This is a genomic window from Embleya sp. NPDC005971 (genome assembly GCF_040629175.1).
Classification (GTDB): domain Bacteria; phylum Actinomycetota; class Actinomycetes; order Streptomycetales; family Streptomycetaceae; genus Embleya.
This window is the reverse complement of record NZ_JBEXUX010000009.1, coordinates 148,523-167,981: the sequence shown is the minus strand read 5'-3', so window position 1 is coordinate 167,981 and position 19,459 is coordinate 148,523. Positions and strand designations below refer to the sequence as shown.

Below are 19,459 nucleotides of genomic sequence, written 5' to 3'. Positions count from 1 at the left end.
CTCGACGACTTCACCCGCCGGCCAGGTAGACCTGCCGGTATCCGCTCCACACCGCCGGGCCCAAGTCCGCCGGTACGTGCGGGGGGAGCGGCCACATCGGGCCGCTCACCTCGCACAGGACCACATGCAGACCCTCGCCCGCGTCGAACCAGCGCAACCCCACCGCCCCGGGCGCGCGCAGCAGTTCGGCGACGGCCTCCTCGTGCAGCCAACGCCCCATCGCCGCGCCCGAACCGTGCGCGGTCAGGTGCAGCAGCTTGTCGCCGGCCGGGAAGAGCCGGCTCGCCGATACGTTGGGCCAGCGGCGGATCTCCCGGCAGTCCAGCCGCAACGAGGTGACCGCGCCGCTCAGTTCGGGAGGCAGCGGGGTGCCGGCGGTGTCGTGCAGGTCGCCGCCGGCGGCGGCCTGGACCCCGAGGTGCTCGAGGTCGTAGACGGTCAGGTAGCGCGCCGCCGGCGGCCCGGCCTCGATCTCACCGTTGCCGAACGCACCGCACAACACGAAGCGGCGGGCCCGCCGGAATCCGGGCAGCCGCAGCAGATCGTCGTGGTGCCGATCGCACCACGGCGAAAACGTGCCGTCGAGCGCCTCGGGCAGGTCCGATCGCAGGTGCAACAGACCCGCACCCGTGGGGAATCCGTCCAGGTCCAGACGCGGTATCGCGGGCTGATCGGACATGGTTTGCGCCTCCCCCGGAGCCCTCGCGCCCGGTTGTCCCTGGCGCAGGCGGGAACTGACGGAGGGTCATAGCTTTGTTACCCACCGGTCGCCGAAAGCATGTCCTCTTTGCCGAACATCCGGGCCGCCTCACGCGCGCTCGGCGTGCCCGCGTCCGGGTCGGCACCGGCACCCACGAGCGCCGCGACCACCGCGCGCTCGTTCTTGAACACCGCGCCCGCGAGCGGGGTCTGACCGCGGTCGTTGGCCCGGTCCGGGTCCGCGCCGCGGGCGAGCAACGCACCGACCGCGTCGGCGTGTCCGTGGTAGGCGGCGAGCATCAGCAACGTGTCGCCCCGGTCGTTGGCCAGGTTCACCGGCAGACCGGCGTCCACGTAGCGGCCGAGCGTCTCGGCGTCGCCGGTGCGCGCGGCCTCGAACAGCCGCCCGGCCAGCTCCGCGATCGCCTGCTCGTCCGGTGCGGACCCCTGTTCCGGCTGCTGCCCCGGCTGCTGCTCGCTCATGATCGACCTCCGAGAACGCGACGACGTACGGATCCGGCAGTCGAGCCGACCCCGACCCGACCGGATCCGAACCTATCGGGTGGCGCGCCGGGGCCGCGGCGCCGCCGGCCGCGGCGCGCGTGTGAGAATCGGTGCGATCGTGGCCCCGGATCCCAAGGAGACGGCTCGTGCGCCATCCGCACCACCTCGACCTCGACGCCTACTTCGCCCGCACCGGCTGGTCGGGCGAGCGGGCACCCACCTGGGCCACGCTGCGTTCGCTGCATCTGGCGCACGTGGTCGGCATCCCGTTCGAGAATGTCGAAGTCCTCCTGGGCGGAGTGCCCTCGCTGGAGCCGGCCGACCTGGAGGACAAGCTGGTCCGCCAGGGCCGGGGCGGCTACTGCTTCGAACACAACCTGCTCTTCGCCGGCGTGCTGGAGGCACTGGGCTTCGGGGTCACCCGGCTGGCCGCGCGGGTGCGGATGGGCTCGGACGCGATCCGCCCGATGACGCACATGCTGCTCGCGGTCGAGGTGCCCGGCGAGGCGCACCCCTACATCGCCGACGTCGGCTTCGGCAGCGGCGGCCTGCTGGAGCCGCTGCCGCTGCTGCCGGGCGTGGCCAGCCCGCAGGGGGCCTGGCGCTTCCGCCTGGTGCGCGAGGACGACCTGTGGCTGTTGCAGACCGTCTACGGCGAGGACGGCTGGTTCACCGTGTACGCGTTCACCCTGGAGCGCCGCGAGACGGTCGACTTCGAGGTGGCCAACTGGTACGTGGCGACGAATCCGCGCTCGCCGTTCCGCAATACGCTGCGCGTGCAGTGCAGCGGTCCGCATCGGCGGGCGTACATCGACGACCGGCGGTTGACCGTGGTGCACAGCAACGGGTCCCGGGAGGAACGCGAGTTGGCGGACGACCACGAGGTGCTTCGGCTCCTGGTCCGCGACTTCGGGTTGCTGCTGCCCTGGGACACCGCCTTCCCCGAGCCGTCCCAGTCATCCGGGCGCCGCGAAACCTCCCGGCCCCCCGAATCCGCCACGCGACCCGAGGAGAGCTGAGCCATGTCCTTCGACAAGCAGGTGCAGGTCACCGCCGAGCTGTACGACTACGTGCTGGACCACTCGCTCGCACCGGACGCGGTCCAGCGCGAGGTGATCGAACGCACCCGGCGAATGGGCCGGTTCGCCGGATTGCAGGTGCCGGCCGAGCAGGGCGCGCTGTTGACCCTGCTGTCGGGCGTGATCCGGCCCAAGGTCGCGGTCGAGGTCGGCACTTTCACCGGCTATTCGGCGCTGTGCATCGCCAAGGGCCTGGCCGAGGGCGGCCGGCTGCTGTGTTGCGACGTGTCCGAAGAGTGGACCGCGATCGCCCGCGAGGCGTGGCGCGAGGCGGGTGTGGCGGACCGGATCGACCTGCGGATCGCCCCGGCGCTGGAGACGCTGGACGCGCTGCCCTCGCACCCGCACATCGACCTGGTGTTCCTGGACGCGAACAAGGACGGCTACATCTCCTACTGGGAGGCGCTGATCCCCCGGATGCGTCCGAACGGTCTGCTGATCGTCGACAACGTGCTCTACGGCGGTCTGGTCCTCAAGCCGAACGGCGACCCGACGCCGGAGGCGGTGGCCGCGTTCAACGCCCACGTCAAGGCGGACCCGAGGGTCGAGCCGGTGATGCTTCCGGTCGCGGACGGCATCACCCTGGCCCGGGTGAAGGAGCTGGACGAACTGTGATCCGCCGGGCCGGACGAGTCGTGGTGACCCGTCCGGCCCGGCCGCTCGACCTGCCCTGCCCACTCAGCCGCGGTCGGCCAGGATCCGGCGCAGGCGTTTGGCCTCGGTGACCGCCCGGGAGGCGCCCTTCCGGTCGGCCAGCTCGTCCAGCCCCCGGATCGCCCCGGCCGGCCCGCCGCCGGCCGCGGCGGTCTCCGCGGCCACCGAAAGGGCGTCCGCGAGGCCGGTGCTCTTCGTCCCCGCGAGCAGATCGGGCAGGAAGCCGCTCAGCACGCCCCACACCGCCGCTCCCGCGCCCGCCCGGGCCGCGTCCCGCAACGAGGCGACCACCCGGGTGGTCTTCAGGCCCCGGGTCCGCACCGCCTCGCCGATGTCGCGGCCCAGCGCCGCGGTGTCCCACGCGTCGCCCCGGGCCGCCAGGGTCACCAGGGCGTCCACCGCGGCGGCGCGGTCCTCGGCCGCCCGGGCGCCGAGCGCGTAGGCCAGCGCGAGCGACATGCCCGGACCGAGCGGGCCGTGCGACTCGGCCAGGGCGGGCAGGATCTCCGCGCCTCGAGAACTCCCGTCGATCCCGCGCTGGGTACGGATCGCCAGGTGCGCGGCGATCGTGTCCCGATCCCGGGGCAGCAGCAGCGGCCAGCAGTGCATGTCCGGCTCGGTGTTCTCGGACCAACCGGCCCCGCGCGCGGCGGCCCCCGCGTCGGCCAGGTCGTACAGGACCGACGCGCTCTTGGGCAGCAGTTCGCGGTCGCCGGGGACGACCGTGGCCAGCGGGCCGTCGGAGTGCGCCCAGGTCCGGTCCCGGTAGGAGAACTCGCGGTGGATCCGGTCGAAGCGCCGGCGCCCGACGACTCCGGCCGGCGGCCCGCCCGCGGCCAGCACCGCGGCCACCCGCCGCCCGGCGGGCGAGGTGAGCCGGCCGGCCCGGGCGATCAGGTCGGGGTCGATGTCGGCGGGCAGCCGCAGCAGCGCCTGGTCGACGTCGCGACGCCACGGGGTGTGCTCGGACGCCTCCCACTGTTCCAGGCCCGCCACGAGGGCCCGGGGGTCCACGAAGCCGGTCGCGTCGGCGATCTCGGCCAGGTGCGGGCCGCTGTACGGCACCCGCAGCCGGGTGCCCACCTCGTACAGGCGCGCGAGCAGGAAGCGCTGCGCGGGTTCGAGTCGGTCCACGTCGACCTTGGATCCGGGGATCAGGTCGTGGTCGGAAGCCTCGGTGCCCTTGCCGAACAGGCTGCGGAACCAGCCCGTTCGGGAGCCGCCGTAGCCGGTGGCGGCGGCCACCAGCGCGCCGACCGCGCCCTGCACCTGATGGATGAACCAGTGCTGCTCGATGATGTGTGCGTGCCGTTCGGTGAGCGGCAGCAGCGCGGTGTGCAACGCCTCGCGGTCGCGGGCATGTTCGCGCAACATCGCGGAGACGATCCGCTCCACCGCGAGCGGATCGGTGGCCCGGCCGCGCGGGTTCACCCACGGGTTGGCGGTGCCGGCGAACAACACCGCGAGTTCCTCGACGAGTTCGTCGAGCGAGCCGATCGGCGGCGGCAGTTCGCGCACCGGCGGCGGCGCGAGCAGCGGCAGCGGATCCGGCTCGGCGACCACGCTCTCGCCGATCAGCGCCGCCGCGTCCGGGCGCAGTGCCTCGCCCAGCAGCGGCAGTTGTGCGCGCACCTCGTCGTACACGAGGGCGGCCTGATCCGCGGGCAGCTTGCCGACGTGCTTGGCGATCAGGATCAGCGCGCGCTCCTGGAGGTCGACGGCGGTCGAGCCGAACGCGGTGCAGGCACCGGCCAGCAGGGTGCCCGCGTGCTCGGGGTGACGCTTGATCGCCTGGCCGAGCCAGACGAGTTGGCCGCGGACCAGCTTCTTCTCGCTCCGGAACAACACCGCCCGGCTCGCCTCGGCGAGTCGTTCCGCGTCGAGTCGGCCCGCCGCGTCCAGTCGACGCAGCACCTCCTGGGCGGTCCCGGCCACCGGCGAGGGTGCGTCCGGGAGCAGGCGCAGGTAGAAGTCGACGCGGGCGGCGAGTTCGTCGTCGGTGGGCGCCATCGCGTCGTGCAAACGTATGAACGCCCTTGATGCGCCCAAGCGTTCGCCGCGCAACAGGCGGGAGAGGCAGCCGTCCAGGACGGTGTCCCGCTCGATCACCTTCGCGTCGGCGAGTTCGGCCAGTGCCGCGCCCCAGCGCGACTGTCCGGCCTGCTGCCAGGAATCCTGGCTCTCCAGGCGTGCGCCGACCCCGTCGGCCTCGAACAGGGCGGGCAGCAGATCGGCGAAGTAGGGGTCCTCGCGCAACCGCTCGGCGAGCGTGTGCCCCTCCCCGATGCTCTCGCGCCCCACCTTGTCCAACCAGCGCACCACGAAGCCGGCCGTGGTCGGCGTGGGCAGGCCGCCGCCGCGCACCAGCGCGTCCACCACGTCCCAGTGGTTGCCCCAGGGTTCGACCGGCATCTTCGCGGCGAGCCGGTTCGCGATCTCCGGCAGCCAGGCCGGGTTGCGCTGGGCGAGCAGCGTGTAAACAGCGCGTTCGTCCCCGACGCCTCGGCCGGGCCAGGTCATGTCCTCGCGGGAGAGCCACTGGGCGATCCCGGCCGGCCCGCCCAGGCACGCGATGCCGGCGTAGCGCAACGAGCGCAGGCCGCGCGGGGTGTCCCGGAGCGCGCGGATCGCCTCCTTGTACTCCGGCAGCAGCTTGCGGCGTTCGGCCTCGGTGCGGCCGGCGAACAGGGCGATGATCGCCGTCGGGTCCTCGGTCCGTTCGTCCTGGTCGGGCAGGGCCGCCTGCACCTGCGCCCAGGTGAGCGGCGCCCGGGTCCCGGCGGGGGTCGTGCTCCCGGTGTTCGGTTCGGTCCCGGTCATCGGTTCGCCTCCTGCGCTGCGGGGGCCGTCGTGGTCGGGTCGCCGGCGGCCCGGCCGCGCACGATCTGCGTGGCGAGCAGATGCTTGCAGGGCCCGCGCCCGCCCCGGTACTCGGCCCACCACTGGCACGTGCAGCTCCCCGCTCCGGCGAGCCGCAGGCCGTAGGTGTTCTCGCCGCTGCGCACGGTGGCGCTCTCGCCGGTCCCGGTCAGCGTCACCGCTCCTGCGGCCACCAGGGCGTGCGCGTCCCGCAGGCGCGGGTTCATCCGCTCCACGCTGCCGGTGTCGTAGGGGAGTTCGCGGTGGTAGTAGGCCGCCTCGGCGACGTCGTAACCGATCCGACCGCCGGTGCCCAGCCGGACCAGCGCGGCCCGCACCCGGTCCGCGGCGAGTCCCGAGCGGGCGGCCAACTCGCCCACCTCGACCCGGGGTTCCCAGGCCAGCAGGGCCGAGATCAGGTCGGCGTCCGCGGCGCCGGAGTCGGCGGCCAGGCCGGTGAGCACCGCACCCTCGCCGGAGAAGCCCCGAGCCGGGTCCGGGGACAGGGTCAGGGTCAGTCGCATGCCCGGCAGTTCGATCTCCCACGCGGAGGACACCGCGCTGCTGCGCGCGTGCACGGCGGGCCCGTAGACGCGCAACGCCAGCGCGTGTCGCAACAACCGGGTCAGCGCCTGGAGTCGGTCCGGCCCCGGCAGGCACACCGCGCCCGGCAGCGGACGGGCGGTCAGCCGCAGCGAACGCCCGGCCGGAACCGCCCACAGCGGCTGCCGGGCGCCCCGGGGCAGCGCGCGCACGAACCGCACCGCCTCGCCCGCCGCGAGTTCGGCGCGCAGGTCGAACCCGGCCGAGATCACCTGGACTTCGGCGAATCCGCGCAGCCAGCGCTCGGGCAGCGGGACCTTCTTCTCCACGACCGGCCCGTCGAAGGTGGTGACGGTCACATCGTCGGGTCCGACCGCCAGGTGCAGCGGATCGGCGCCGCCGACCTTGGCCAACGCCTCGCGCAGCGGCGCGTTGACGTCCACGTTGGTGGTGCCGGTGCCGAACATCTCGCCGTCGATGCCGGCCGGCAGCACGTCCAGCCGGGCGTGCACGCCGCAACACGCGGAGAACGACTCGAAGCGCAGCCGGTCGCCGTTGCCGGTCACCACCGGATCGAGCAGACCCGGCCGCATCGGTTGGTAGTAGCGCGCCGCCGCGACGTCGGCGACCGCGAGCAGTCCGCCCGCCGCCGCCTCGGGCGCGGTCAGGAAGCCGTCGAAGAAGCGCGGGAAGGGGGTCAGGCCGTGCGAACCGAGGCCGCCGCAGGTTTGCAGCCCGAGCGAGCGTTCGCCGTCGACGGCGGCGAGCGTGGAGGACCGCAGATAGGTGAAGGAGTGCACCGGGGAGGACATGCGGAAAACGGTAGACACCCCGTCCGACAGCGGTAGTCGGCCCCGCCGGCCCCGGTTCGGCCGGTCCGCCGACCCTAACGGGTGGGCCTGCGCGGTTCTTTCGTGGCCGATTCGGGAACCTCGGCGCGCGGGCGGGCGACCCGGCGCGGGGCCGCCGCGGCGCACTCGTACGGCAGTGGATACGACACGAGTCACGGATTGCGCGCGCAGCGTACCGATCGACTCGTTCGTTCGTCGGAAACATCCGGATTACCCGATAGTAGAGGGGGATTCGCGGTGCCGCGGCATCGATTAGGTGGTATCACCTGTGCGAGCATGGGCGGCTGGGGCCCGGGGTCCGAACATGAGCCGCGGAACTGCGGCACATGGACGACTCGGGTGGGTGGTGGCACATCGTCAAGAGAGTGCTGTTGTAACCATGATCCGAGGACGCGTGGCAACGCGCCGGCATACTATGCGCTGGTCCATTCAGCCGGAGGTAGCAGATGCCCGCAACGCAGCCGGGGAGCGGCTCGACGGTTCGCCGTATTCTCCTCGGTTCCCAGCTTCGCCGCCTGCGCGAAGCGAAGGGGATTACGCGGGAGGAGGCCGGTTACGAGATCCGTGCCTCCGAATCCAAGATCAGCCGAATGGAACTGGGGCGCGTCAGCTTCAAGGAGCGCGACGTGGCTGACCTCCTCACGATGTACGGAGTGGGCGACGAGACCGAGCGCGCGGCGCTGCTCGGCCTCGCGGCGGAGGCCAACGCCCAGGGCTGGTGGCACAACTACAACGACATCCTGCCGAGTTGGTTCCAGGTCTACGTGGGCCTGGAGGAGGCCGCGTCGGTGATCCGCACCTACGAGGTGCAGTTCGTGCCCGGCCTGCTCCAGACCCCGGACTACGCACGGGCCGTGGTGATCGCCGGTCAGCCCTCCGCGTCGGCGGCCGAGGTGGACCGCCGGGTGGGGCTGCGGATGCAGCGGCAGTCGATCCTTTACCGCGACAAGCCGCCCAGGTTGTGGGTCGTGCTGGACGAGGCGGCCCTGCGGCGCCCGATCGGCGGTCGGGACGTGATGCGCGATCAGGTCCGGCACCTGATCGAAATGGCCGCCCTGCCCAATGTCACGATCCAGATCATGCCGTTCCGGTTCGGTGCGCACGCGGCCGAGGGCGGCCCGTTCCTGTTGTTGCGGTTCCCGGAGAGCGACCTGCCGGACGTGGTCTACCTGGAACAGCTCACGAGCGCGCTCTATCTGGACAAACGCGACGAGGTCGACGCGTACACCGAGGTCATGGACCGGTTGAGCGTGGACGGCATGCCGCCCGACAAGAGTGTGGATCTGCTACAGCGGATCCTGAAGGAGAACTGACCCGGATCGACGTGTGTGGACCCACCCGGGCGGAGCGTCCCGGGCGGGCTTTCACGCGAGCAGGTTGTCGAAGTCCCCGTCCTTGGCCCCGAGGATGAGCGCCTCGATCTCGGCGCGCGTATAGATCAGCGCCGGTCCGTCGGGGTGACGCGAATTGCGGACCGCGACGTCGCCGTTCGGCAACGCCGCCATTTCGACGCAATTGCCCTGCGAGTTGCTCCGGCGACTCTTCTGCCAGGTGACCCCGTCGAGCGCGGTCGCCGATACCCCGTTGTGCGTTGCCTGCATGACGCTTCTCCTGGACCTCTCGCCGAGCGACCCGACGGCGGTCGCCCGCCCCCGGTTGCGGCACGTGTCGTTCCTTCGTCCCGGTCCGTCGCAATTTCTTCCAGAACCGGTCCGACTTACGCATGCACGTGCATCTGACCATGCATATGCAGCGTACAACGGTGATGATAGCGCAGCCCGACTTCACTCACACGGGAGGGCTCAGGCATTCCTCAAGGTTTCAAAGGAACCGTAAAAGCTGCTTAAGAGGCGGGGGACGAAACGGGCGTAAGAATGCAGAAAACCCGTCGAAGGATCGACGGGTAAACGCTTCACACCTTAATTCGGTTGCCGCTCCCGAATGTGAATTAGAACTCTCCACAAACCTGCAACGTCGGCATGGAACGCAATGCGTTCCGAAGACTGCAGAACGTGTGTGTCAGGCCGGTATCTCGAACATCGCCCAGACGACCTTTCCGGTGCGTCGGCCCATACCGTCCAGTGGGAACCAGCCCCACGAATCACTGAAACAGCCGACCAGATACAGACCCCGACCGGATTCCTCGTCCTCACCGCCGGCCTGGGTCTCCGGGAGACTCTCACCGGGATCCTGAACCGCGCACATCACCCGCTCCCCCTTGCGCAACAGCGCGAGTTGGATGTTGTGCGCGACATCGGCGGCATCGTCGCGGCCGGCGCCGAGACCGTGACACAGCGCGTTGGTGACGAGCTCGGACACGACCAGCGCGAGGTCGTCCTCCAGGCATGCGGCCCCCCAACCGGCGAGCACCGACTGGGTGAAGTCCCGAGCGGCCTTGACCGACTCACGGCGGGCGGCGAGGGCTTGTATCGCGATATCGGATGTTGGGCCCATATCCCCGGCCAGAGGCTCCATCCACTGAAACGTCGACGTCCGGAACCCTGTGGGACTCGCGACGGTCATCCGTGCCTCCGAGCGGGTACTGGTCCCCGGCCTGTTGGGAACGCCGCCAGAGGACTCGCCTCACAGAGCGTCCATGCACATGCGCGTGCACATGCACACACTTCATTATGAGGATGCCGACCCCAACTGCAAGACCGGATGCACGTGCATCGACGATTTCTGCGTCTGCACCACGCCGATGCACGTGCATTTCGATCGATCAAGGTTCGCTTTACGTCCGGATCCCGGACATATCAGGGAACCGGTCTTTTCCTTCTTTTGGCCATACCTCGGGAATAATCCGGACAAGCTACGCGCACCGTGGTCGGCCGGCTGCCGACCGTGCACGTTCGAGCGGTCAGGCCGAGGCACCCGACGGCTGTCGGGGGGCCTGCCGGGTCGCGTCGGCCGAGCCGCTCCCGCGCCCTGTGAACTGAATCACCAGGGCCGCACCGGCGAGCAGGAAGACCGCCAGACCCGGACCGAGCAGCAGCCACGGCATGACCGAGACCTCGGTCTCCTCGTCCGGAATGCTGTCCGCGTCCTTGAAGGTGTCGACGTTCGCGCCGATGTTCTCCACCAGGGCGTTGAACTTGGCCAGGATGCGGTCCGTCTCGACCAGCCCCTTGCCGACCTTGGGGTACTGGGTGGACAACTCGGCGGTGAACTGCGGCAGCGGCTTGCGCAGCAGCGCGGCCATCGACGGCAGCGACTTGGTCTTCATCCCGGCCGCCATCTTGCCCAGCGTGTCCAGGTCGTTGTGCGCCTGCGCGTATCCGGCGTCGGTGAAGGTCGGGCGGAAGGCGGTGAACATCTTCTCGGACGCCTTGGTCTTGCCGATCACCCCGGTGGCGAAGGTGCCGATCACCATGCCCAGCCCGACCACGGCGGCCAGCGCCAGACACACCGTGCTCACCACGACCCGGTTGCCGACCAAGGAGAACAGCAGGCCGCCCGCGCCGACCACGAGCAACACGATGCCCGGGATCAGGTAGAGATAGGTGACCGCCGTATTGGGGGCGTCGGCCGTCGGAATTGCGTCGGCCTGGCGGAAGTTCGCGGCCTGCGCGTCCATGGTGCCCGCGAGCTTGTTGAACCGGGGCATGATCGTGGGCAGTTCCTTGAGGCCCTTGCCCACCTCGGGGGCGGTCACGCCCATCAGGTTGATCAGCGCCGGCGTCTCGATCCCGGCCTGCTTCGCCAGGCCCGGCAGTGTCTCCGCCTGGAGCTGGGCGAGCATCTCGTTCATCGTGACCAGATCGGTCCGGCTCTGCGCGATCGCGGCCGGGGTGAAGGCCGGGCGGAAGTCATTGGTCAGATTGTCGACAGCCTGCGTCTTCTTCGGCAGGCCGGCGGCCAGCGGGAAGATGATCAGGGCCGCACCCAGCAGGGCGATCAGCACCAGCGCCACGTGGCGGTATGCACGCACAGCGGGTTCTCCCTTCGCTTTCCGTTATTCCTCGGATCGTATGGGTGATCGCCGCGATCACCCCGGACCCGCACGGCGGAAAGCACCTGTTCTCGTTGTTTGTCACTCGGGCAGCCGATCTTCGCAAAGAGCAACCCGCCAGTCAGCTACCGGCAAGTAATGTCACGGGATCGAGATCTCCGGCACATCGCTCGCCCCGGCGGCCGATGCCATGGATCGGTCCACCACCAGGGGCTACCTTTGCGCCCGCCGGCTCGTGCGAGCGGCGAGGTGTGAACGGAGGTCGCCGGTGGATCTTGAACCGACGGAAGATCAAAAGGCGGTACGGGCCGTCTTTTCGCAGTTCTTCACGGACCGATGCCCCATTTCCGCGGTGCGCGCGGCCGAGCCGCTCGGATTCGCGGCGGACCTGTGGCGCCGGCTGGCGGCGATGGGTGCGCCCGGGATGGCGCTGCCCGAACGGGTCGGTGGCGGCGGAGCCGGCCGATCACACCTGATCCTGTTGCTGCACGAGGCCGGGCGGGTCTTGGCGCCGGTGCCGCTGAGCGGGCACCTGGCCGCGTCCCCGCTGCTGGTCGACACCCCCTGGGGTGCCAAGGCGGCCGAGGGCACCGTGATCGCGGCGCCCGCACTGCGACCGGCCGTGGACGGACTGGCCCGCCTGGTGCCCGGCGGCGCGGTCGCGCACGTCGTGGTGGCCCTGGACGAGGACGAGTTGGTCGCCGTGCGCGGCGAGCCCCCGATGACCGCGCCGGTCAACCACGCGTGCGCGCCGCTCGCCGACCGCTACGTGCGCGACGACCTGGGTGGTCGGGTCGTGCTGGCCACCGGCGAGGAGGCGGCGCGGCGCTTCGCGGCGTTGCGGCGCGAGTGGCAGTTGTATACGGCGGCCACGCTGGTCGGGTTGGCCGAGCGGGCGTTGGAGCTGGCGGTGGCGTACACGCTGGAGCGTGAGCAGTTCGGCAAGCCGATCGGTGCGTTCCAGGCGGTCCAGCAGGGGTTGGCCGATCTGGTCGGGCCGCTGGACGGGATCCGGCTGCTGACCGCGCGGGCCGCGTGGGGTGCCGACGAGGGCGATCCGGCGGAGGCCGGCCGACTCGCGGTGATGGCCTACCTGGCGGCGACCGAGGCGGCCCGCGCCACGACGTATCGCGCGGTGCACTTCCACGGCGGCTACGGGGTGACCCTGGAATACGACATCCAGCTCTACTTCCGCCGCGCCCGGGGTTGGCCACTGGTCCTGGGCGACCCGGACGAGGAGTACCAGCGGTTGGCCGACGACCTCTTCGGACCTGTGGGGAGCATCTGATGGACTTTCGACCGAAGGAGTCGGTGGAGGAGTTCCGGCGCTGGATCCGGGAGTTCGTCGCGGCGCACCTGACCGAGGACATGGTCGAACGGGCTCGGCGCACCGGCACGTTCCACGACTGGGAGTTCCATCGCGCGCTCGCCGCGACCGGGGTGATCGCCGAGGGCATGGCCGGGCCCGGGCGCAGCACCGGCCGTGATCCGTTGGAGTTGTACGTCCTGTTCGACGAACTGGGACTGGCCGACGCGCCGTTCTTCGGGCTTGCCAACACGATGCTGGTGGCGGGCATCGTCGAGCAGATCGGCAGCGCGTTCCATCTGGCCGAGGTGTTGCCCCGGTTCCACCGCGGCGAGGCGATCGCGGCGCTGGGCTACAGCGAGCCGGGCTCGGGCTCGGACGTGGCCGCGGCGGCCACTCGCGCGGAGCGGGTGCTGGGCCATCCGGAGGACGAGCCGGTGTGGCTGGTCAACGGGCAGAAGATGTTCACCACGCTCGTGCACGAGGCCGGTTACGTGATCCTGCTGACTCGCACCGACCCGGAGGTGGCCAAGCATCGGGGGCTGACCATGTTCCTGGTGCCGATGGATCTGCCGGGCATCTCCTTCCAGCCGGTCGAGACGATGGGCGGAGACCGTACCAACATCACCTACTTCACCGACGTTCGGGTGCCCGATCGTTGGCGGCTGGGCGAGGTCGACGGCGGGTGGGGGGTGATGAAGGTGGCGCTGGCGTACGAGCGCGGGGTGTTCGGCAACATGAACCAGGGGGTGTCGCTGCTGCGGCGGTTCACCCGGTGGGCGGCCGAGACCGGGGCGATGGACGACACCGCGGTGCGCAAGCGGCTGGCCCGGATCGCGATCGACAACGAGATCACCGCGCTGTTGGCGCTGCGGCCGGCGCTGATCGCCAGTGCGGGCGGGTTGCCGACCACCGAGGGCTCGATCGCGAAGTTGTTCGCGAGCGAGGCGTACAACCGCGCCGCCGAGGCGTGCCTGGACATGGCCGGGCCCGAGGGCCTGCTCGGCGAGCCCGGGGACGCGTGGTTCGTCGACCACGCCGCGCGGGACGCCCCGGTGACCACGATCTACGGCGGGACCAGCGAGATCCAGCGCAACAACATCGCCGAACATCGATTGGGGCTGCCCCGGGCACGGTAATCGTGGCCCGCCGGCGGTGTGGTGTCCGGGCTCCACCGATATGACGGGCTCGGCCGACCGACTCGGATGGCGGGCGGCCGAACGGGTGGCCGGGGCGCGGGTCGCTTCATGGCAGACTTCGGCACCGTTCACACCGGTGAGCGAAACGGAGTTTCTGCCATGCGGCCGCTGCACGACGAGGACCCTTCGAGCGTTGGTGCCTACCGATTGGTGGGCCGGCTCGGCGAAGGGACCACGGCTCGGACCTATCTGGGGGCCGCGCCCGACGACACGCCCGTCGTCGTGCGGGTGATCCGGGCCGACCTCGGGCGTGATCCCGCCTTCCGGGCCCGTTTCGGCGAAGAGGTGGACGCCGCGCGGCGGTTGCCCGGCCTGGGTACGGCGATGATCCTGGACGCGGACACCACCGGACGTCAGCTCTGGTACGCCACCACCCACCTCCCGGGCCCGACCCTGGAGGAGACGGTGCGCCGGCACGGCCCGTTGCCCGGTCATTCGTTGCGGGTGCTCGCCGGTCGACTGGCGACCGCCCTGGGTGGGTTGCACGCGGTCGGGTTGCAGCATGGCCGGCTCGATCCGGCTTCGGTGCTGCTCGGCACGGACGGGCCGTGGTTGCCCGGGCTGGGGATCGCGCACGGGTCGGCCGGCTCGTCGGTGACCGCCGACGGCGTGGTGATCGGCACCGTGCTCGACTCCCCCGGTTTCCGTTCGCCGGAGCAGGTGCGGGATCTGCCGGTGGGTCCGGCCGCCGACGTGTTCTCGCTCGGGTCCGTACTGACGTTCGCCGCGACCGGCGGCGGCCCGTTCGACCGGGGCGGGGTGGGTTCGGTCGCCGATCGGGTCGCCGAGGGCGATCCCGAACTCGGCGACGTGCCCGCGTCGTTGCGCACCCTGATCGCCGCGTGCCTGGTCAAGGACCCCGCGCACCGACCCGCGCCGGAGGAGGTGGTCCGGGTCGCCGCGGGCACCCCGGGGCCGACCTGGCTGCCGGCGGCCGGCGCCGCGTGGGTGGCCGAGCGGGTGGCCAATCCGTGGGAGCCGCCGGAGCCGATGCCGGGCAGTGAGCCGTACGCGCCGGGCACCGTCCCGGCGCCGCCGCCGGGCAGCACGCCCGCGTCGGCGCCGGCGGCCGACGCCGAACCCGACTCGGCCCCGGCCCCGGCCCCGGCTCCCGAGGCCGCAACCCCGGTGGAACCGCCGGCCGCACCCGGGCCCGCCACGCCGGCCGCGCGCGCCGAATCCCCCTCCCGCGCACGTCGGTCCGGCGCCCGGGCCAAGTCCCGGCGCGGCTTCCTGGCGGTCGCCGCCGGCGCCGCGGTGCTCGGCGGCGTGGGCGCGGCCGTGGCGCTGAGCCGGGGCGGCGACTCGCCCAAGGCCGGGCCGAAGCCGAAGGCGCCGGTACCGCCGCCGAGCCCGACCGCGTCGACCGGCCCGAGCAGGCCCGCCTCGGTCCAGGAACTCACCGTCTGGACCACCGAGAACCTGGTGCCCGCCGCGCTGCTCGGCGACCTGGGCCTGGAGTTCGGGAAGAGCGGTTCCGGGGTCCGGCTGGGCAGCCGGCTCCAGTCCAAAGCCGGTTACACCCAGGCGCTGGAGCAGGCGTTGCGCGCGGGTCGCGGGCCCGACGTGTTCGAATTGGACCTGCTCTCCGTGGCCCGGTTCAAGGCGGCCGACCTGATCATGGACCTGACGCCGCATCAGAGCCGGTTCGACACCACCACGTGGTTCCCCGCCGTGCGCGCCTCGGTCACCTCCGCCGGCCGGATCATGGCGCTGCCGCTGGCGGCGAACGTGCCGGTGGTGCTGTACGACAAGGGGCTGTTCCAGGCCGCCCAGGTGGGGGTGCCCAGCGACCGGGTGACCTGGGTCGCGGACCTGGAGAAGTTGCGTCTGGCCAATGCGAGCAACGCCGACTATCGCGCGCTGTACGTGCCCGGCGGCGCGTGGCCGATCCTGGCCTCGTGCGTGTGGGAGGACGACGGCACGATCGCGGTCCAGGAGGGCGACGCGTGGCGCGGCACGCTCGACCTGCCCGGCTCGGTCGAGGGGGCCAGGTTCTTCCGCCACCTCCAGTCGTACGCGCCGGACGCGGTCGGCGTGGCCAACGACGACCCGGCGATCACCACCCGGGTGACCAAGGGCAACGTCGCGTCGGTGATCGCCGATTCGGCGCTGTACGACGCGGTGGTGGCGACGAATCCGGCGCTGCGCGCGGTGTTGGGCGCGTTCGCGATCCCGGGCCGGACGGCGGGCAAGCCGGCCGCCGTCGGAGTGCGCGGCACGGTGCTCGCGGTGTCGGCGGGGAGCCTGTTCAAGGAAGCCGCGATGGACCTGTTGGCGCTGATCGCCACCGAGCGTTGGCGTTCGCGGATCGCGACCGAGGGCCGACTGGTCCCGGTGCGCACCGGGTTGGACCGGGCGGTGCCGCCGGACAATCCGATGATCCCGGCCTCGATCGCCGCGTTGCCGGTGGGCGGGCGGGCGTATCCGGTCGCCCCCGGCTGGTCCGAGCGCCCGCTGGCCGAGTTGGCCAAGCAGACCCTGGCCGGCGCCGATCCGCTGGCCGCGGCGGCGGCGGCGAATCCGATCGTGGCTCGGGAGTTCGGCGTATCGCCGGGTTGACGCGGCCCCCGGGCCCGAAGTCGGTGGATCTCCCGACCGGGCCCGGGCCGGCCCCGCTCTAAGGTTTGGCGAACATCCGTATCCCGCCAACCGGAGGAGCCGCACAGTGCCGTCGTGGAACGACGACCCGCAGGTGTCATCGGAGGATGACGCATCGGCCGACCCACCCCCTCGGCCCACCCATGCGCCGATGGCCGTGCCACCACCCCCGCAGCCCGCCGGCGGGGCACCCGCGTACCACCCGGCCGGCCCGCCGCAGCAGCCGTACCCGGGCGGTGTGCCGCCACAGCCGTACCCCGGCGGTGCGGCACCGCAGTATCCGGCCGGCCCGCCGCAGTACCCGAACGTGCCGCCTCCGCCCGGCTGGGGGCCCACTCCCCCGCCGCCCGGCGACGGTTCCTCGCGGCGCAAGGTGATCGTGGCCGGTTCGGTCGCGGCGGTCGTCGCGGCCGGCGGCGTCGCCGCGTGGCTGCTCACCCGGGGCGACGGCAAGACCGCGGCGCCCGGGCCCACGCCCGCCCCCACCACGCCGGGGCCGGTCCCCCCGCCGGCCCCGCCCAACCCGGAACCGCCCACCGGCGAGAGCGGCCCGTACACGCTCACGTTGTGGCTGGAAAAGTTGCTCACCCCGGGTGTCGACCAGGCGAAGACGAACACCGACCTGGCCGCCGCACTGCTCAAGGCCGATCCGTTCGGGACCGCCCGCACCGAGGTCCAGGACCTGATCGACAGGCGCAAGTTGGACACCGCGCTCGCCGCCGGCAACGGCCCGGACATCTTCCAGGCGCAGACCTTCGATCTGGCCGCTCGGGTGCGGCGTGGGGAACTGCTGGACCTGACGCCGTACGCGAGCCGACTGAACGTGGACGCCTGGCACCCGGCGGCCAGGGCCGCGTGCACGTTCGACGGCAAGCTGTACGCGCTGCCGATGGACGTCTACGCGCCGGTCGTGGTCTACGACAAGCGGCTGTGCGACCCGGCCGGGTTCACCGTGCCGCGCACCCGGGACGAGTGGATCACCCAGTTGGACAAGCTCAAGCGGCATCACGCGAGCGACCCGAAGTTCGAGGCGCTGCACCTGGTCGGCAAGGCGTGGCAGACGATCACCGCGTGCCTGTACGAGGACGGCTGCGAGATAGCCGTGCGCGAGGGTGAGCGCTGGGCCGGGCGGCTGGGCAGCCCGGCCGGCCGTGCGGGCATCGGCTTTTACCAGAAGCTCCAGGCGTATTCGACCGCGCCGAAGGACGTCGAGGAGTTCAAGGACCCGGCAGGCACGATCACCGCCGTGCTCGCGGGGGGCAAGGCGGCGATGATGATCCAGCCCGACTGGGTCTTCCCGGAACTGCTGCGCTCCTCCCCCGAGACGGCGCGCAACCTGGCCGCCTTCCCGATGCCCGGGAACAGTGCGGACAAGCCAGGGGCGGTCGGCGTGTGGGGCGGGGTGCTGGCGGTGTCGGCGAAGACCGCGCATCCGGCGGGCGCGGTGAACATGCTCCGGGTGCTGGCCTCGGCGACCTGGCAGGAGCGGTGGGCCACCGAGAACGAGACGGTGCCGGCCCTGGCCGAGGTGACCACCGCCGCGGGCCGCACCAACGTGATCCGACCGGCCACGTTGGCGGCGCTCAAGCAGGGCCGCCCCTACCCGCAGGCGCCCGGCTGGACGTCCGCGCCGCTCAAGGACTTCGCCGGGAACGTGTTGGCGAAGGGACTCGACCCGGAGGCAGCCGGGCGCAGCGCGGACGCGACGATCGCCGCCGGCTTCGACAAGGACACCCGGCTCTGATCGCCGGGTGGGTGACCCACCGTCCTTGTCACCCACACGGCGCAGGAAATCCTCAAGCGTAAGCCCGCCGCGGTTCGCCGCGGCGGGCTTCGCGCATTACCCACCCTCCGCGTTCGCACGGCCGCATACCGTCGGCTCACTTCCCCTTCGGGTGACCGGCGGTTTCCGGATTCGGCAGTACATGTCCCGCCGCCGGGTCGCTCTCCGAGCACACGAGGATGCGGTCCGTCATGTCCGGAAGTCCCGATCCCTCCCGGGCCGATCTGCTCCGCGGCAGCCTCACCGCCGTCGCCCCCGCCGCGCACGATCTGGTCTCGCACTTCTACGCCCTGCTGTTCCTGCGCCGGCCCGACCTGCGCGAGTTGTTCCCACCGGCCATGGACCTCCAGCGCGACCGACTGCTCGCGGCGCTGCTGCGGCTGGGCACCGGCGCCGACGAACCGCACGAGCTGCGCCGGTTTCTGCGCCGGTTGGGTCGCGACCATCGCAAGTACGGCGTCCTCGACGAGCACTACGACGCGGTCGGCTCCGCGCTGATCGGCGCACTGGCCCGCTACCTGGGCGGCCGCTGGACGCCCGAACTCCAGGCCGCCTGGCTGGAGGTCTACACGTGGGCGGCGGCGGTGATGATCGAGGCCGCCGCCGACGACGCCGAGGAGGCGCCGCCGTGGTGGGACGCGGTGATCACCGGCCACGAGCCGCGCGGGCGGGACATCGCGGTGATCACCGTGCAGCCGGATCAACCGCTGCCCTATCACCCGGGCCAGCACGTCACCGTGGAGACACCGTGGTGGCCGCGGGTGTGGCGGCATTACTCGATCGCCAACGCGCCGCGGGTGGACGGCCGGCTCGAACTGCACGTCCGCGCGGTGCCCGCCGGGTGGGTGAGCAACGCGCTGGTGCACCGGGCCCGGGTCGGCGACCACATTCGGCTCGGGCCCGCGCGCGGCGGCCTGGTGCTGCGCGGCGAGACGCTGCGGCGCACGTTGTGCGTCGCCTCCGGGACCGGTCTGGCGCCGATCAAGGCGCTGGTCCAGCACATGGCGCAGCGGCAGTTGGCCAACCGGGCGCATGTGTTCATCGGTGCGAAGTACGGGGCGGATCTGTACGACCTGACCGCGCTGGCCGCGATGGCGCAGATGTACCCGTGGCTGCACGTGATCCCGGCGGTCAGCCACGACCGCTCGTTCGCCGGCGACCACGGTGCGCTGCCCGACGTGTTGGCCCGGTACGGCCGCTGGCACGACCACGACGTGTTCGTCAGCGGGTCGGCGGCGATGGTCCGGGCCACCGCCCATCGGCTGACCGGCGAGCTGGGGGTGGCCCCGCAGCGGCTGCACACCGAGAGTCTGGACGCCATCGTGCCGGGGCCGCGGCTGCTCCAGGGCTGCTGAGCTGCGGACACGCCGGCGCGGGGGCGTAACGTACGGGGCAACAGGGTCGTGTCGAAGCGATCGGTTCGAGCAGC

At 71.8% G+C, this 19,459-nt stretch carries 15 protein-coding genes; 8 read left to right on the top strand and 7 right to left on the bottom strand.

The window, feature by feature from the left end:
* Positions 1-10: 10 nt before the first annotated feature.
* Positions 11-679, bottom strand: a complete 669-nt coding sequence (locus ABZ374_RS11545) for a hypothetical protein (RefSeq protein WP_360309543.1) — start codon at positions 677-679, stop codon at positions 11-13.
* Between the two features lie 77 nt (positions 680-756).
* Entirely contained in the window at positions 757-1,182 is a 426-nt protein-coding gene (locus ABZ374_RS11540; RefSeq protein ID WP_360309541.1) for an ankyrin repeat domain-containing protein, read from the bottom strand.
* A 167-nt stretch (positions 1,183-1,349) separates the two neighbouring features.
* On the opposite strand from ABZ374_RS11540, the gene ABZ374_RS11535 reads away from it, so the two are divergent.
* Both ABZ374_RS11535 and ABZ374_RS11530 read left to right on the top strand, forming a co-directional pair.
* On the top strand, positions 1,350-2,222 hold the full coding sequence (locus ABZ374_RS11535; RefSeq protein ID WP_360309539.1) for an arylamine N-acetyltransferase: 873 nt from the start codon (positions 1,350-1,352) through the stop codon (positions 2,220-2,222).
* Positions 2,223-2,225: 3 nt separating this feature from the next.
* Positions 2,226-2,897: an O-methyltransferase gene (locus tag ABZ374_RS11530; RefSeq protein ID WP_360309537.1), complete on the top strand. Its 672-nt coding sequence runs from the start codon at positions 2,226-2,228 to the stop codon at positions 2,895-2,897.
* A gap of 63 nt (positions 2,898-2,960) precedes the next feature.
* Here the strand turns inward: ABZ374_RS11530 and ABZ374_RS11525 are convergent, their stop codons facing one another.
* Both ABZ374_RS11525 and ABZ374_RS11520 read right to left on the bottom strand, forming a co-directional pair.
* Positions 2,961-5,756 (bottom strand): DUF6493 family protein, encoded by a 2,796-nt coding sequence (locus tag ABZ374_RS11525; protein ID WP_360309535.1) that lies wholly within the window; start codon positions 5,754-5,756, stop codon positions 2,961-2,963.
* Positions 5,753-7,150, bottom strand: a complete 1,398-nt coding sequence (locus ABZ374_RS11520) for an SWIM zinc finger family protein (protein WP_360309533.1) — start codon at positions 7,148-7,150, stop codon at positions 5,753-5,755. Before ABZ374_RS11520 ends, ABZ374_RS11525 begins: the two co-directional genes overlap by 4 nt.
* A gap of 485 nt (positions 7,151-7,635) precedes the next feature.
* Here ABZ374_RS11520 and ABZ374_RS11515 point away from each other — a divergent pair, with 485 nt between their 5' ends.
* Positions 7,636-8,502 (top strand): helix-turn-helix transcriptional regulator, encoded by an 867-nt coding sequence (locus tag ABZ374_RS11515; RefSeq protein WP_360309531.1) that lies wholly within the window; start codon positions 7,636-7,638, stop codon positions 8,500-8,502.
* Between the two features lie 51 nt (positions 8,503-8,553).
* Here ABZ374_RS11515 and ABZ374_RS11510 read toward each other — a convergent pair whose 3' ends face one another.
* The 3 genes from ABZ374_RS11510 to ABZ374_RS11500 form a co-directional block, all read right to left on the bottom strand.
* Complete coding sequence (locus tag ABZ374_RS11510; protein ID WP_360309529.1) at positions 8,554-8,790, bottom strand: DUF397 domain-containing protein; 237 nt, start codon at positions 8,788-8,790, stop codon at positions 8,554-8,556.
* A gap of 418 nt (positions 8,791-9,208) precedes the next feature.
* On the bottom strand, positions 9,209-9,643 hold the full coding sequence (locus ABZ374_RS11505; protein WP_360309527.1) for an ATP-binding protein: 435 nt from the start codon (positions 9,641-9,643) through the stop codon (positions 9,209-9,211).
* Between the two features lie 406 nt (positions 9,644-10,049).
* Positions 10,050-11,120: a hypothetical protein gene (locus ABZ374_RS11500; protein WP_360309525.1), complete on the bottom strand. Its 1,071-nt coding sequence runs from the start codon at positions 11,118-11,120 to the stop codon at positions 10,050-10,052.
* Positions 11,121-11,331: 211 nt separating this feature from the next.
* On the opposite strand from ABZ374_RS11500, the gene ABZ374_RS11495 reads away from it, so the two are divergent.
* The 5 genes from ABZ374_RS11495 to ABZ374_RS11475 all read left to right on the top strand — a co-directional run bounded on the left by ABZ374_RS11495 (position 11,332) and on the right by ABZ374_RS11475 (position 19,385).
* Positions 11,332-12,429, top strand: coding sequence for an acyl-CoA dehydrogenase family protein (locus ABZ374_RS11495; RefSeq protein ID WP_360309523.1), 1,098 nt, complete (start codon positions 11,332-11,334; stop codon positions 12,427-12,429).
* Entirely contained in the window at positions 12,429-13,586 is a 1,158-nt protein-coding gene (locus ABZ374_RS11490; protein ID WP_360309521.1) for an acyl-CoA dehydrogenase family protein, read from the top strand. The genes ABZ374_RS11495 and ABZ374_RS11490 overlap by 1 nt, the downstream gene beginning before the upstream one ends.
* Positions 13,587-13,745: 159 nt before the next feature.
* Positions 13,746-16,208, top strand: coding sequence for a serine/threonine-protein kinase (locus tag ABZ374_RS11485; RefSeq protein WP_360309519.1), 2,463 nt, complete (start codon positions 13,746-13,748; stop codon positions 16,206-16,208).
* A 190-nt stretch (positions 16,209-16,398) separates the two neighbouring features.
* A complete protein-coding gene (locus ABZ374_RS11480; RefSeq protein ID WP_360309517.1) occupies positions 16,399-17,991 on the top strand; it encodes an extracellular solute-binding protein in 1,593 nt (530 codons plus the stop codon).
* Between the two features lie 230 nt (positions 17,992-18,221).
* Entirely contained in the window at positions 18,222-19,385 is a 1,164-nt protein-coding gene (locus ABZ374_RS11475) for an FAD-binding oxidoreductase (RefSeq protein ID WP_360309515.1), read from the top strand.
* The last annotated feature ends 74 nt before the right edge of the window (positions 19,386-19,459 follow it).

Coding starts and splice junctions, on each gene's coding strand:
- ABZ374_RS11485 (WP_360309519.1), top strand. CDS start 13,746: ATGCGGCCGCTGCACGACGAGGACCCTTCGAGCGTTGGTGCCTACCGA.
- ABZ374_RS11475 (WP_360309515.1), top strand. CDS start 18,222: ATGTCCGGAAGTCCCGATCCCTCCCGGGCCGATCTGCTCCGCGGCAGC.
- ABZ374_RS11480 (WP_360309517.1), top strand. CDS start 16,399: ATGGCCGTGCCACCACCCCCGCAGCCCGCCGGCGGGGCACCCGCGTAC.
- ABZ374_RS11495 (WP_360309523.1), top strand. CDS start 11,332: ATGGATCGGTCCACCACCAGGGGCTACCTTTGCGCCCGCCGGCTCGTG.
- ABZ374_RS11540 (WP_360309541.1), bottom strand. CDS start 1,182: ATGAGCGAGCAGCAGCCGGGGCAGCAGCCGGAACAGGGGTCCGCACCG.
- ABZ374_RS11505 (WP_360309527.1), bottom strand. CDS start 9,643: ATGGGCCCAACATCCGATATCGCGATACAAGCCCTCGCCGCCCGCCGT.
- ABZ374_RS11530 (WP_360309537.1), top strand. CDS start 2,226: ATGTCCTTCGACAAGCAGGTGCAGGTCACCGCCGAGCTGTACGACTAC.
- ABZ374_RS11545 (WP_360309543.1), bottom strand. CDS start 679: ATGTCCGATCAGCCCGCGATACCGCGTCTGGACCTGGACGGATTCCCC.
- ABZ374_RS11520 (WP_360309533.1), bottom strand. CDS start 7,150: ATGTCCTCCCCGGTGCACTCCTTCACCTATCTGCGGTCCTCCACGCTC.
- ABZ374_RS11515 (WP_360309531.1), top strand. CDS start 7,636: ATGCCCGCAACGCAGCCGGGGAGCGGCTCGACGGTTCGCCGTATTCTC.
- ABZ374_RS11525 (WP_360309535.1), bottom strand. CDS start 5,756: ATGACCGGGACCGAACCGAACACCGGGAGCACGACCCCCGCCGGGACC.
- ABZ374_RS11510 (WP_360309529.1), bottom strand. CDS start 8,790: ATGCAGGCAACGCACAACGGGGTATCGGCGACCGCGCTCGACGGGGTC.
- ABZ374_RS11490 (WP_360309521.1), top strand. CDS start 12,429: ATGGACTTTCGACCGAAGGAGTCGGTGGAGGAGTTCCGGCGCTGGATC.